Here is a 14,026-nt window from a genome sequence, read left to right on the forward strand (position 1 = left end):
CGTAACCCGGGACACCTTACACCTCGTAACCGAAACTTCAACCAAAATACGTAATGAAACTAAACATTAAATCGGAAGTGAATAACATCCCCATCTTTTACAATGTACTCTTTCCCTTCAAGACGTAATTTCCCCGTTTCTTTTGCACCTTGTTCGCCTTTATATTGAATGTAATCATTGTAAGCAATCACTTCAGCCCGGATAAAGCCTTTTTCAAAGTCAGTATGAATGACTCCAGCGGCTTGCGGCGCTGTGACTCCTGCATGAATAGTCCAAGCACGTACTTCTTTTTCACCCGCGGTAAAATAAGTATCAAGGCCCAGTAATCTGTACCCGGCATGGATTAAACGATCCAAACCCGGTTCGCTCAAATTAAGTTCTGCTAAAAATTCATTTTTCTCATCGTCTTCAAGCTCGGCAATTTCTGCTTCAATTGAGGCACAAATCACTACAACTTCTGCATGCTCTGCATGAGCAATTGCGGTTAACTCATCGAGATACGGATTATTCTTAAACCCTGTTTCTGACACATTACCCACGAATAACATGGGCTTCATGGTTAGCAAGTGAAGTGAATGGATGAATGGTTTTTCTTCCTTACTAAACTCTAAAGCGCGTGCAGGTTTACCTTCATTTAATTGGAGTTTAAGGCGTCCAAGAAGAGCAAGTTCGGCGGTGGCGATTTTGTCCCCGGCCCGCACATTTTTTTGCGTACGAATCATGACACGCTCGAGCGTTTCCAAATCTGCAAGTGCAAGTTCTGTATTAATAACTTCCACATCTTCTTTTGGGGAAATTTTGCCACTCACATGCGTAACATTTTCATCTTCAAAGCAACGAACAATATGCACAATCGCATCCGTCTCGCGAATATGTGCTAAAAATTTATTACCCAAACCTTCGCCTTGCGCAGCACCTTTCACTAAGCCTGCGATATCGACAAATTCCACGGTAGTAGGCAAAATCTTTTGGGGTTGCACAATGGCTGCAAGTGCATCGAGACGCGCATCAGGCACGGGAACGATCCCCACATTGGGTTCAATTGTGCAAAAGGGATAGTTCGCAGCATCAACACCGGCTTTTGTTAAACAATTAAATAAGGTGGATTTACCAACATTGGGTAAACCGACAATTCCGCATTTTAATCCCATGAATTCCTCGCGACTTAACTTGACGTTTTTATTTTAAATTGGGGAGTATGGTATCAAATTATGCAGGAGTGTGCAGGTTATCGATTGTGCTTGTTAAGAAATAGATGCCCCTTCTAAAGAACGGGGCATCTAAGGGCAGCACTTATTTCATGAACTTACGAATGCTATTTAACTGGCCTTCAATAAGTAAAGGTGGGTTAACAGCAACCACAAATGATTTCTCACCTTGGAAATAGATGCAAATCTGGTAACCACGTTCTTCTCGTGCCTGTGATGGCTCACTTAAAGTTACATGATTTTTGTAAAACGCCGTGCCAGCCTCTAAGGCTTGCTGAGGTGTTGATACACCTGGTAAATCCACACCTAAGATAACGTTCCAGTCGTTGCCGTTACTTTTGAACGCATTAGCATTCATCGCCCACATGTTATCAAATGCGCGTTGAGCTTGAACAAAGTTAGCATGCGATTGAATAGCAGAAAGAGGTGGACATTCGACTTGTTTCAGAGCAAAACCAGGGGTCGCTAAAAATAAAGCCATTGCAGCACAACTGAGTGCTTTTGGTAAAAATTTCATGGTAATTCCTTGTTGAATAATTTTGTATCGACGTGATTATTTAAAAATTTTTAGGTAAAAACAAGCTTTTATTGCGGAAGGGTATGCAAAGCTTGCATTGCTTTCGAAATTTCACCTTTAAGAAGTAAAGGTAACACGGCTTGTGCTTGTGCTAGCCCTAAATCAATTTCGATCCGATCGGCTTTGCTGGGTGGATGCAATACATAGTCAATAACTTCTTTATTATGAGCAGGCCGTCCAATCCCAATACGCAGTCGGTTAAATTGCTTGGTATGAAGATGACGAATGACGTCTTTTAAACCGTTGTGGCCACCATCTCCGCCATCACATTTTAATTTGACCGTACCCACATTTAAATCAAGTTCATCATGGGCAATCAAAACCGATTCAGGTTCGATTTTATAATACTGCATAACAGCGCGTACGGCTTTGCCACTCTCATTCATGTAGGTAGAAGGAATGAGTAAGTAGCAAGGTTGACCATCGATGTTGCCAGACCCAAGCCAGCCGTGAAATTTAAAATCCTGACGTAACATAATTTTTGCAGCTTTTGCGATGTTTTCTACAAACCAACCACCGGCATTATGGCGTGTTTCAGCATAGTTTTTACCAGGATTGGCAAGTCCTACAATTAGTCGAAGAGGCAACACGAAAAAAGCCTTTAGGTTATTCTTGGGTAGTTAATCATAGCGTGAATGTGTAAAGGGGTGAATCAGAGAAGAAGAAAATTAACCTTGATGGCACAGACGCCATCAAGGTTATGTAAGTAAGTTTACTTGCCTTCGCCTTCTTTCTTTTCGTCACCTTTTTGTGCAATGGCTGGAACTTCAGCAGCAGTTGGTGCTTCTGTTGGAATAACTTCCTCTTCTTCTGCACGAGGGATATGGATAGAAACAACAGAGCTATTGTTGCCTTGAACGAGCGCCGCAATTTCTACACCCTTCGGTAAGACCAAGTCAGATAAATGGTAGGTTTCATTTAGCTGCATGTTGCTTAAATCAATTTCAATGAATTCTGGCAAATCATCAGGAAAACAAGCTACTTCAACATCAGACATAATGTGGGAAATAACACCGCCTGCTTCACGTACACCGGGTGCTTTATCGGCACCGATAAAGTGCAAGGGCACATGCATATATAATTTTTCATCAGCGCGAACACGTTGAAAATCAACATGAAGAATTTTAGGTTTGAAGGGATGACGCTGCACGTCTTTCAGAATTACTTTTTCACTGTCTGTATCAATTTTGAGCGTTAAAATGTGTGAATAGAATGCTTCATTATCTAATGATTTAGAAATTTTATTATGAGCCAATGTCAATGCCACAGGGTCTTTGCCGCCACCATAAATAATTGCGGGTACTTTTTCTTCACGACGTAGCTGGCGGCTCGCACCTCTCCCGATGTTACTCCGGATTGCAGCTTCGACTTCGAATTTTTTAATAGCCATGGGTAAAACTCCAACTTTAATTGTTAAATAAACCACTCCGCGACCAGAATGGGATGCTTATTGTACATGGAAATAGGTTTTAAGAAAGCGTTGAAGTGGCAAAGGAGCTGGTAGGGGAACTAGGTTTCTGTTTAAATGGAAAATTTTAAGAATCAGCCTATTTTGAGGAGAAGAATATGGTTAAAAAAACCTGTGCAGGGGTCGCTCTTTCTTTACTTTTAAGTACGGCCGCAGCCGCCGCTGCAATAAATTTTGATGTTTCTTGTAAGGAGCAAGAATATGTACTGATGGGCACAAAAGGTGACTATTATTTAATTCACGGTTTAGCCAATCTCACTTGGAAAAATCAAAAACGCGAACTTGTCGCCCAGGGGCGCTTTTTAAACCAGGGGTATCACGGTAGTTTAAAGCTAAAAACAGTAGGAATGCGGATTGAAACGTTTGCAGACCAACAAGGAGTGAATTTTTATTGTGATTTACAAGATAGCACACAAAAGCGGGTAGCCTTTGTAAGTAGCAAACTTCATGTCAATGATTTTGGTCTCAAAGGTACAATAAGTGGTTGTAAAGCTGGATATGATTTTGTCACTTGTACGATCAACACGGCATAGTGTTTTAAATTTATTCTAAAAACATACGACTAAGCGATCCTGCGCCGCTAATGCGTCGGATTGCTTCGGCGATCATGTTGCTTAAACTTAAACAACGAATGAGCTCGCATTGTGTGGCGGCTTCAGTAAGTGGGATCGTGTCAGTTACTACAATTTCATCTAGCAAGGAAGTTTGAATATTCGAAATAGCTTTGCCAGAGAAAACAGGATGCGTCACATAAGCCACCACTTTAGCAGCACCGTGATCTTTTAAGGCTTCGACAGCGCGACATAATGTGCTTGCCGTATCAACAATATCATCGACAATAATACAGTCGCGGTCTTTTACATCTCCAATGATATGCATAACTTGTGCTTCATTTTGACGCGGCCGACGCTTATCAATAATTGCAAGATCAGCACCAGGAATGCGTTTGGCGATAGCACGAGCACGAATAACTCCGCCGACATCGGGCGAAACAACCATGATATTTTGGTAAGCTTTTTGATGAATGTCTTCTAACATAATTGGGGTGCTATAAAGGTTATCCACAGGCATATAGAAAAAGCCTTGGATTTGATCGGCGTGTAAATCAACGGTTACCAGTCGGGTAATGCCAACGGCAGCCATCATATCTGCCACAATTTTAGAAGTAATAGGTACCCGGGCTGAGCGAACGCGTCGATCTTGTCGAGCGTAACCGTAATAAGGAACAACCGCTGTAACTTTGGCAGCTGATGCGCGTCGTAAGGCATCTGCTAATAATAAAAGTTCCATTAAGTTATCGTTAGAAGGAGAGCACGTCGATTGAATAATAAAAATATCTCTACCACGAACGTTTTCTTCGATTTCCACCATGGTTTCACCATCACTAAAGCAACCAACGTGCGCTTTACCAATAGGTAAATTTAAATGAGCTGCAACTTGTTGAGCCAGTTCTTTTGTAGCGTTACCGTGGAACAACATTATTTCTGGCACGATTCGATCCTTGGGCTCGAGATATGACTGCGAAGAGTATATCAGATATTTATTTTTATTATGATTTGGCTGGGGTGCTAGGATTCGAACCTAGGAATGCCGAGATCAAAACCCGGTGCCTTACCGCTTGGCTACACCCCAATTTTTTTCTAACCTTAAGGAGCGCCTATTTTGCTGATGAGCAAGTTGAGTGTCAATTGATTTAAGGAAGGATTTTCTTAATTTTTATAGTCATCAATATAACGCGCTCAAAGGGAAGAGAGTCATTTCGATTTGTGCCCTTCCCTTTAAACCATGAAGAAGCTAGCCAATCTGCCAATTATAAATCATGATTTTGGCATCCATGGCTTGTGAAGTTGCAAATACCTTCATGGGTAACTCAACACCGCCCTGTAGAGCATAGCCTGCAAATTGAACATTCCATCCTGATTGGACTAAGCTCGTTATTCGGTTGGATTGATCGTATCGCGCATTAAAAGGGACGCCTGTAACCGGTAAGCCCCGCACCCAATATCGAAGACTCGAAATGGGTATATGATAGCCCCATTGCTTGGATAAAAGTTGTTCTGCGCTCGGTGCACTAAAGTGTTTTCCATTAGCAGTCGTCATCACAACATGTCCTGGACCACCCGCTAATTTCATCCCATTAGCCCCTAAAGGTCCCATCAGCGAAACTTGGTATTGGCTCCCTTGCTGAGACCAATTAATCGAAGCGCTCCCTGATTCTTGTGGGGTTCGTACGGCAATTTTTCCGGAAATCCGCCAGGTATTGATTGCTTGCAATATTTTCTTTCGCGCATCCCAAGTCATTTGCGGATTTAGTTTTGGAGTAACAGTTACGGGGACTCCCGGCGCTGCTACGGCAGAAGAGGGGGGAGTGGGAGAGGTCATAGTTGTACAGCTTGTTAGCAATACACTTAAAAGTGGTGCGCTTATTAAAATCCTTGATTGCTTCACAATATATTCCTTATTGATAAGTTTCCTTTGTTTTTCTTGAGAGTTTAAGCATAAAATATGCCCAAAACTATAATTTGGCAATCCCATGGCGATTTTCGCACTCGGTATCAATCACAAAACAGCAACCATAGCTGTACGTGAAAAGGTGTTTTTCCCTTTTGAAAAGTTAGGGCTCTATCTGCAAGATTTACTAACCTGCGGATTTACAGAAGAAGCAGTTTTGCTCTCTACCTGTAATCGCTCAGAGCTCTATTGCGTAACGCATGATGTGAATGCATTGTATGAATGGTTCTCAGCTCAAACTACCTTGTCGGATGAAATATTGCATGATGTGATTTATCTCCATGAAGGTGAAGCTGCCGTTCGACATATTATGGAAGTGGCTTGTGGTTTAGATTCGATGATTTTAGGTGAGCCACAAATTCTTGGCCAAATGAAAGATGCTTTTTCTGAGAGCTGTGCTGCTTCTGCGGTCGGTCCTTTATTTCATCGTTTATTCCAAGAGGTTTTTAAAGTATCAAAAGAAATTCGGACAGCGACGGCGGTGGGGGCTTGTCCTGTGTCGGTTGCATCAGCAGCAGTTCACTTTGCGAAATCGCAAATAAAACATTTTTCACACGTTTCAATTGTGATGCTGGGTGCGGGAGAAACTGCAGATTTATTGCTACGTTATTTTCAAGCTGAGCAAACTAAGACGGTCACGATCTTAAACCGGAGTTTATCGCAAGCAATTAGACTTGCCAAAACATTCAATGTTGAAGCAAGACCGATTCAGGATCTTGTCGATGCTTTAAAAAAAGCGGATCTTGTTTTTTCAGCCACAGGAAGTATTAATCCTATTGTGACCAAGCAATTGCTAACACCTATTATGGCTGAACGTCATCACCACCCCATTACGTTTATTGATCTTGCTGTCCCCCGAGACATTGACTCCGCAGTGATCGACATTGATCAAGTCAATCTGTATTGTATCGATGACCTTAAAACGATTATTGAAATGAATCGTCAAGGACGAGAGCATGCTGCGAGTAAAGCGCGTGAAATGATTCGGCAAGCCAGTGAGGATTTTATGCAAGAAATTCACTCACACGAACATATTACGCATACTATTCGAGCTTATCGGGGTCAAATTGAATCCATTTGCCGAACCGAATTAGTGAAAGCCAAACGTCAACTTCATCAAGGAGCTAATGCAGAGGAAGTATTGGAAATTTTTGCGCGTTCTTTCACGCAAAAATTATTACATGCTCCTTCCGTTCAGCTTCGTGCAGCCGGTGCCAAAGGCCACTTTGAATTGTTGCGATTTGCAAAAGAATTATTTGCCTTGCCTGATGTAGAAGATGCCCGCTTATGAAACCTTCCCTTGAAGTAAAATTAAAAAGTATCGTGAATCGATATGAAGAAGTTAAAATATTTTTATCTGACGAATCTGTCACTAAAGATTTAAATCGTTATCGCGATTTATCCAAAGAATATTCGCAACTTGAACCGTATGTTGGCAATTTCAATCGCCATCAACAATACGCTAAAGAATTAGAAGAAGCGAAAATGCTGTTGGCCGAAGGTGATCCGGAAGTTATCCAAATGGCTAAACAGGAAATTCAAGACATTGAGACGAATATTCAAGAACTTGAAGCGCAATTATTGCTAGCCCTCCTACCCAATGATCCTTATGACAACAATAATATCTTTTTAGAAATCCGGGCAGGTACCGGCGGTGATGAAGCTGCAATTTTTGCAGGCGATCTCGCACGTATGTACACCCGCTATGCTGAACAAGAAGGGTTTAGTATTGAAATGATCAGTGAGAGTCAAGGAGAGCATGGGGGCTATAAAGAAATTATTTTGCGAGTTATTGGTAATGGCGCTTTTTCACGATTTAAATTTGAGTCCGGTGTGCACCGTGTGCAGCGCGTACCGTTGACTGAAGCGCAGGGTCGTATCCATACCTCAACTTGTACCATCGCAGTGTTGCCTGAGCTTGCAGAAATTGAAAGCATAGAAATTAGCCCCGCAGATTTGCGCATTGATACTTTTCGTGCTTCAGGCGCTGGCGGACAACATGTTCAAAAAACTGATTCAGCCATTCGGATAACCCATCTTCCTACGGGAACCGTGGTGGAATGCCAAGATGAACGTTCTCAACATAAAAATCGGGCTCGTGCTCTTTCTTTATTGAAATCACGAATTTTATCAGCTGAACGCGATAAACAGCATAAACAACAAGCTGAGAAACGTCGTAATTTAGTTGGCACCGGCGATCGTTCCGAACGAATCCGCACTTATAATTTCCCGCAGGGCAGGCTGACTGACCATCGGATCAATTTAACTCTCTATCAACTCCCACAAATTATGGAGGGAGATTTGAAAGCAGTTGTCGAAGCATTAATGCAAGAACATACTGCTGATTTGATTGCCTCATTAGGGGAATAATGTCGATCACCGTCACCCAGTGGCTACAGCAAAGTGAAAAACGGCTAGCTACCATTAGCGAAACCCCAAGGCTCGATGCAGAAGTTTTACTGGGTGATGTTTTAAAAGTTGCTCGGTCACACTTTCTAGCTTGGCCCCAGCAAGAAATAACCCATGGTGAGCTTGCTCAGTTACAAATTCTATTAACGCAGCGTCTCGCCGGTATTCCAATTGCTTACCTTTTAAATGAAAAAGAATTTTGGCGTCATCGTTTCCACGTCACCACTGATACGTTAATTCCGCGTCCGGAAACGGAATTATTAATTACCTGTGCTGAGGCATTAGTTGCCAATAACATCAATCCTGTTCTTGCAGATCTGGGTACAGGAAGCGGTGTGATTGCATTATCACTTGCTTACGATTTGCGAGGCAGCGAAGTCATTGCGACAGATCGAAGCAGTAAAGCACTCGAAGTTGCAAAGGCTAACGCGCAACGTTTGAATCTTCACAATGTTCGTTTTTACCAAGGAGATTGGTGCCACGCTTTACCTGCTATCCTGTTTGATTTAATTATTAGTAATCCACCTTATTTAACTTCATCAGAATTTGAAGCGAATCGAGCTCAATTACAATTTGAACCTAAGGATGCTTTAGTCAGCGGGGAAACAGGGCAGGAAGACTTAACGGCAATTATTCAAACCGCATTTAATCATTTGAAGCCACAGGGATATTTATTGCTGGAGCATGGCTTTGCGCAAGCAAGATTGATCCAAGCTACTTTTACCGCGCATGGTTATATTGAAGTTGCCACACTTCAGGATCTAGCTGGACATGATCGCGTAACATTAGGGAAAAAACCAAGCACTTAACTGGAGCTTAACCGAAACGCTTCCAAGTAATAGGTATAATTCTGTTGCTGATGAGGCAATTTTTTTGGTATAGGTGTCAATCTTGGACTACAATTTATCTCAGGGTAGGAGAAAATATTATGGCAGCTAAAGAAAAAGACATTTTTGAGCCGAGCTTAGAAGTGTTGGGGATTAATCCCTATAAGCTCAAAAAAACTGAAAAGTATATGAGTGCCAAAATGCAAGAGCACTTCCGCATGATTCTGCTTGCCCTTCGTCAGCGCATTCTAGAAGGGGGCGATAAAATCGTAACCCACATGAAGGAAGAAGCCATCAATTATCCTGATCCCAATGATCGTGCTAGCCAAGAAGAAGATTTTCGTCTCGAATTGCGTACCCGCGATCGAGAACGGAAGTTATTGAAAAAAATTGAAGAATCAATCGAGTTAATTCGGGAAAAAGATTATGGTTATTGTGAGGTGTGTGGCGTCGAAATTGGTTTGCGTCGATTAGAGGCCCGTCCAACGGCAACGCTATGTATCGATTGCAAAACCTTAGATGAAATTAAAGAAAAACAACAAAAACAGGAAGAAGAATATTAATCATTCCGAGCACCCGTTACCTTTTCCTCTCCGGTAAATTCAGGATACAAGGCTAAGATTTTACGCCGAATTCTGTTTTAGCGCTGAGGCTACCGGTTGCAAGGTAAATCTTCCTTTAAGATAAGCTATAATTAAGGTTGCATAAACGCCCCGATTTTCGGGGCGATTTGCTTAGCACAAGGGTAAAGATCATGGCAGGTGCAGCCCCTCAACAATCAGGTGGCAATGATAACTCCAGTGGTATTATCTGGGGTATAGCTGCGATATTTGCCACGATCGGCATGATTTGGTATGCCTTTAAGAGTTATATTGTTTACTTTTATCTTCTTCTTAAACTCTATGAAGTAGACTTTTTAAGCTTATTCAATGCTGTTTATTTTGCTCCACTTCGGGGTGCCATCGAAAAGGCAATGATCAATCCCTCAATCGTAAAATTTCCTGAACTTGTTGCCTTAGGGCAAGGCGCAGGGGATATTCTACGTTTTCCCTTCGTCATTATTTTGTTCATTCTCGCTTTTGTCGTTTATCTCGGCAATACGACGCGTGTTTTTCGTAAAATTTATTCAATGAAAGAATTTGCTAAATTGGAACAAACCAATTGGCCCCAAATTTCGCCGACAGTTAATTTGGACTTACTTAAAGTCGATATTGATAAAGGTCCATGGGCTATGGCTTTAACACCCATGCAGTTTTGTAAACGTTATAAATTATTAGAAGAAGTACGTCCCCAGCGCCGTGAGGGAATGCAGCGTCGCGAATGGGATCGCGTTGATATTGTGTTAAAGCGAGGTGAAGCCAATAAACTTTTTGCTCTACAACTGGGTGCAATGTGGCAAGATGTTAAATATTTACCGCTCCATACCAAAGCTTTATTCGCAATTTTTGCAGCCCGCATTAATGCTGATAGTAAAGCCGCTGCTAAAATTTTAGCGCAGTTAAGCGCAACCTCAACTTCAAAGCTCGACTTTTCGGGGGTAGAAGAACTACTCAATAAACATGTAAATACTAAACTTGTACAGCAAATTACATCCTCCCATGCCTACGTTTTAACTGTCATGGCTTCAATGCTCGAAAGAGCAAGGGATGATGGTGTACAAGCTTGTGCAGATTTTCTGTGGTTAAAACCGCTTGATCGACGCTTATGGTACACCTTGAATACGGTAGGTCGCCAAACTCCTTTTGCTGAAGTTGCAGGAATTTATGGCCATTGGATTTCCGAGAAGGAAGCGGGGCGACGGATTCTTGTTCCCATGGTTGAAGAAGCAACCAAAGCTTTAGAGCTTGCATTAAAAGAAGTGGTATATCGACCAGATGAGTGAGGTATAAGGTATGCCCATACGGGGTTTAGAAGAACAACACGAATTATCGCCGCAACTTTTGCTCCGAGACACTCGCACGCTCGGGATGAAAGTCGTCGATTTTTTTAAAGATCCTGTCAATAGCGCATGTCTGATGGTGGGGTTTGCAATTGCTGCGTTTATTCTGCCGGCGATAACCGAGTTTATTGGCATTATCGGTATTCTTATTTTTATTTACGCTTATACCCGTCAATCTAAACTTCCTTTTCGTATGCCCCTGCGTTCGCAAGCGATGGATTACAATGATTTAGCCCCGGGGACCAATAAACCTCGTAAAGCGCGTGGCATAAGTTTCTTTGGTAATCGTAAACTTGATAATGATGAATTGTGGTTTAACAATGAAGATATGCGTACCCATGTGCTGATTTTTGGTTCAACGGGTAGTGGTAAAACTGAAGCTTTAGTTTCTCTTTCCTATAATGCTTTGATTCAAGGAAGTGGATTTTTATACGTTGACGGCAAAGGGGATAACTCTCTTTTTGCAAAAGTCTTTTCCATGTGTCGATCTATGGGACGAGAAGATGATTTATTATTGATTAACTTTATGACGGGCGCGCGCGATGTCGTGGGTGCGCAAGAAAAACGGTTATCCAATACGATGAATCCTTTCTGTAACGGTTCATCCAGTATGTTATCGCAATTAGTCGTCAGTTTAATGGATTCCGGCTCTCAATCTTCAGATGGAGATATGTGGAAGGGTCGCGCTATTGTGTTTGTCGAAGCCTTGATGAAAGTGCTCGTGTTTATGCGTGACGGTGGCAAGCTCTTACTTGATGCAAATACGGTGCGAAACTATTTCCAGCTTTCCCGACTTGAAGCCATTGCGATGGATAAAATGTTTCCACGTGACAATCAAGAACCAGTAAGCTTAGCTGATGCACCGGACCTTATTTTAGAGCCCATTACTAATTACCTCATCAACTTACCTGGTTACGACCAATCGAAAAAAGGTAAACAGAGTTCCCAAGTCTTAGAGCAACATGGTTTTATCACCATGCAATTGACGCGCGTATTCGGTTCGCTTGCGGATACCTATGGCCACATCATCCGTACTAACTTAGCAGAAGTAGATTTACGCGATGTTGTATTAAATCGTCGGGTCTTAGTTGTGCTTTTACCGGCTTTAGAAAAATCACCGGACGAATTGGCGAGTTTAGGTAAAGTAATTATTGCTTCACTTAAAGCGATGATGGCCGCCGGGTTGGGAGAATCCGTGGAAGGAACGTACCGCGAAGTTATTTCGCGTAAACCTACCAATGCTGATACACCTTATATGTGCATTTTAGATGAATATGGTTATTATGCGGTGAAAGGTTTTGCAGTCGTCCCTGCTCAGGCGCGCTCCCTTGGCTTCTCAGTTATCTTTGCCGGACAAGATTTGCCCGCATTTCAAAAAGCATCAAAAGAAGAAGCAGCCTCTATTGGCGCCAATACCAATATTAAAATTTGCATGAAACTTGAAGATCCATTAGAAACGTGGGAGTTTTTCCAAAAGACTGCGGGTGAATCTTATGTCACTAAAGTAGATTCTTTCCAAACTAATGCAGGCAGCTTGCTCAATAACTATATGGACTCCCGTAGTGCATCTTCGGAAAAACGTCAGCGTATTGATCTATTAGATTTAAAAGAGCAACGTGAAGGTGAAGCGCATATCTTTTTTAAATCTAAAATTATCCGTGCAAGAATGTTTTTCGCTAATCCCGCGCCTGTGGAACGGATGCGAATTAATCAATTCTTGAAAGTTGAACCGCCGCTAGGCCGCTTGTTAGTTGATATTGAAGATCGCATGGATCGCTTCGATGAAGCGCTTGCCGAAGGTGATGCTTTATTTGCAGCTTCACAAGATGAAGGTGAAGAAATTCAAATTGTTTCTGACACTATTGCATCCTTTCCTGAAACCAATCCAATTGAGCGTTCGCTTTCCGCTTTGTTAGCTTTCCATAATCGTCATGGGGAAGTTCCTGAAGAAGTTGAAGAGGTGGAAGAAGTTACTGATGGGCGACTTAATATTTTTACGAAAGTCGCACTGGACGATACCGTCAAGGCCTTGGTCGGCAAGCAGGATTTTGAAAGATTTAGCGCACCTTTAATAACTAAGGCTAATACGAAAGATAAGATTGAATTACTCGAGCGCTTAATGGGACGGACCGCGGCCCAAGCTTCACCTATGACCACCGAAATTATTAAAGACATGTCGATTGCAACAGATTATCCACCGCTGGTTGAAGGCTTGTTATTACCGAGCGAGGAAGTTGTAGCAATCGCAAATGAGTTATGTGATTATGTAACCTCTCTTAAGACCAAGTCTCAGGAAGGGGAATCTTAGCAATCGTGTGGATGTTATTGCGTGCCTTGGGTGGCATACACATCAAATTCCTGTGCTTTTCTCTACTCTGTTTTTCTTCTTTTATGTTAATCAGTTGTGCTTCATCGAATGTAACGCGGACCACTTCAACTAATATTGACTTGGGAGTGCAGAATGCTAAAAATTTATTCAATGGCGTATACAACGGCGATATTGCAGAAGCCTATCAAAACACCAATCAAACCACCAAGGGAGCTTTTCTTGGCGGCGCAGCCGGTGGCATAACGGGTTTTTTTGCATCAGGTATTGGTGTGTTGCCGGGACTTGCAACAGGTGCAATTTTAGGCGCGAGTTACGGCGCTTACATCGATTCCAATACTAACTTTGAGGATAAACTAGAGAACCGGGGTGCCACCTTAGTTGTGCTTGGCGATCAAGTGATGGTCATTCTCCCCTCAGCACGCATCTTTCAAGCTTATACAGCAACGATTAAACCGCAAGCTTACTCGACACTTTATATGGTCGCACGCTACATCAACCGTTACACGAAAATGCTGGTAAAAATCACGGTCTACACCAACGATACTGGCTCTGCGAGTACTGATCTTGCACTTTCCAATCAGCAGGCTTACGCTATTTCGAGATTCTTGCAAGCTTCGGGTGTAGAAGCGCGTGTCCTTTATGCAAGCGGATGCGGTGGTACAAAATTGGTCGATAGTACTTCTGCGACTTGGGATGAAAGCGATAATTATAGAATTGAAATAACCTTAGAAAAATTATACGTCTAAAAGGATTCAAAT

At 42.2% G+C, this 14,026-nt stretch carries 14 protein-coding genes and 1 tRNA gene; 8 read left to right on the plus strand and 7 right to left on the minus strand.

Annotation, left to right across the window (positions count from 1 at the left end; translation table 11 throughout):
- Positions 1-59: 59 nt before the first annotated feature.
- The 4 genes from ychF to H0W64_12165 all read right to left on the minus strand — a co-directional run bounded on the left by ychF (position 60) and on the right by H0W64_12165 (position 3,175).
- Positions 60-1,151: a redox-regulated ATPase YchF gene (gene ychF, locus H0W64_12150; protein MBA3662475.1), complete on the minus strand. Its 1,092-nt coding sequence runs from the start codon at positions 1,149-1,151 to the stop codon at positions 60-62.
- A gap of 142 nt (positions 1,152-1,293) precedes the next feature.
- Positions 1,294-1,725, minus strand: coding sequence for a hypothetical protein (locus tag H0W64_12155; GenBank protein MBA3662476.1), 432 nt, complete (start codon positions 1,723-1,725; stop codon positions 1,294-1,296).
- Positions 1,726-1,793: 68 nt separating this feature from the next.
- Positions 1,794-2,375 carry an aminoacyl-tRNA hydrolase gene (gene pth, locus H0W64_12160; protein ID MBA3662477.1) on the minus strand — a complete coding sequence of 194 codons (582 nt, stop codon included), beginning with the start codon at positions 2,373-2,375 and terminating at the stop codon, positions 1,794-1,796.
- 122 nt (positions 2,376-2,497) lie between these two features.
- A complete protein-coding gene (locus tag H0W64_12165) occupies positions 2,498-3,175 on the minus strand; it encodes a 50S ribosomal protein L25/general stress protein Ctc (GenBank protein ID MBA3662478.1) in 678 nt (225 codons plus the stop codon).
- A 176-nt stretch (positions 3,176-3,351) separates the two neighbouring features.
- Between H0W64_12165 and H0W64_12170 the strand changes: the two genes are divergently transcribed.
- Positions 3,352-3,786 carry a hypothetical protein gene (locus tag H0W64_12170; GenBank protein MBA3662479.1) on the plus strand — a complete coding sequence of 145 codons (435 nt, stop codon included), beginning with the start codon at positions 3,352-3,354 and terminating at the stop codon, positions 3,784-3,786.
- A 10-nt stretch (positions 3,787-3,796) separates the two neighbouring features.
- On the opposite strand, the gene H0W64_12175 is transcribed toward H0W64_12170, so the two are convergent.
- From H0W64_12175 to lolB, 3 genes are all read right to left on the minus strand, one after another.
- On the minus strand, positions 3,797-4,744 hold the full coding sequence (locus H0W64_12175) for a ribose-phosphate pyrophosphokinase (GenBank protein ID MBA3662480.1): 948 nt from the start codon (positions 4,742-4,744) through the stop codon (positions 3,797-3,799).
- Between the two features lie 66 nt (positions 4,745-4,810).
- Positions 4,811-4,885 (minus strand) — tRNA-Gln (locus tag H0W64_12180).
- 162 nt (positions 4,886-5,047) lie between these two features.
- Positions 5,048-5,701: an outer membrane lipoprotein LolB gene (lolB, locus tag H0W64_12185; protein MBA3662481.1), complete on the minus strand. Its 654-nt coding sequence runs from the start codon at positions 5,699-5,701 to the stop codon at positions 5,048-5,050.
- Positions 5,702-5,786: 85 nt separating this feature from the next.
- On the opposite strand from lolB, the gene H0W64_12190 reads away from it, so the two are divergent.
- The 7 genes from H0W64_12190 (at position 5,787) to H0W64_12220 (ending at position 14,014) form a co-directional block, all read left to right on the plus strand.
- Positions 5,787-7,055 carry a glutamyl-tRNA reductase gene (locus H0W64_12190; protein MBA3662482.1) on the plus strand — a complete coding sequence of 423 codons (1,269 nt, stop codon included), beginning with the start codon at positions 5,787-5,789 and terminating at the stop codon, positions 7,053-7,055.
- Positions 7,052-8,134, plus strand: coding sequence for a peptide chain release factor 1 (prfA, locus tag H0W64_12195; protein ID MBA3662483.1), 1,083 nt, complete (start codon positions 7,052-7,054; stop codon positions 8,132-8,134). Before H0W64_12190 ends, prfA begins: the two co-directional genes overlap by 4 nt.
- On the plus strand, positions 8,134-8,982 hold the full coding sequence (prmC, locus tag H0W64_12200; GenBank protein MBA3662484.1) for a peptide chain release factor N(5)-glutamine methyltransferase: 849 nt from the start codon (positions 8,134-8,136) through the stop codon (positions 8,980-8,982). Before prfA ends, prmC begins: the two co-directional genes overlap by 1 nt.
- Positions 8,983-9,101: 119 nt before the next feature.
- Complete coding sequence (gene dksA, locus H0W64_12205; GenBank protein MBA3662485.1) at positions 9,102-9,563, plus strand: RNA polymerase-binding protein DksA; 462 nt, start codon at positions 9,102-9,104, stop codon at positions 9,561-9,563.
- 191 nt (positions 9,564-9,754) lie between these two features.
- Entirely contained in the window at positions 9,755-10,882 is a 1,128-nt protein-coding gene (gene icmP, locus H0W64_12210) for a type IVB secretion system coupling complex protein DotM/IcmP (GenBank protein ID MBA3662486.1), read from the plus strand.
- Between the two features lie 10 nt (positions 10,883-10,892).
- On the plus strand, positions 10,893-13,247 hold the full coding sequence (locus tag H0W64_12215) for a TraM recognition domain-containing protein (protein MBA3662487.1): 2,355 nt from the start codon (positions 10,893-10,895) through the stop codon (positions 13,245-13,247).
- 5 nt (positions 13,248-13,252) lie between these two features.
- Positions 13,253-14,014 carry an OmpA family protein gene (locus H0W64_12220; GenBank protein ID MBA3662488.1) on the plus strand — a complete coding sequence of 254 codons (762 nt, stop codon included), beginning with the start codon at positions 13,253-13,255 and terminating at the stop codon, positions 14,012-14,014.
- The last annotated feature ends 12 nt before the right edge of the window (positions 14,015-14,026 follow it).

The organism is Gammaproteobacteria bacterium (assembly GCA_013816845.1).
GTDB lineage: Bacteria > Pseudomonadota > Gammaproteobacteria > DSM-16500 > DSM-16500 > Aquicella.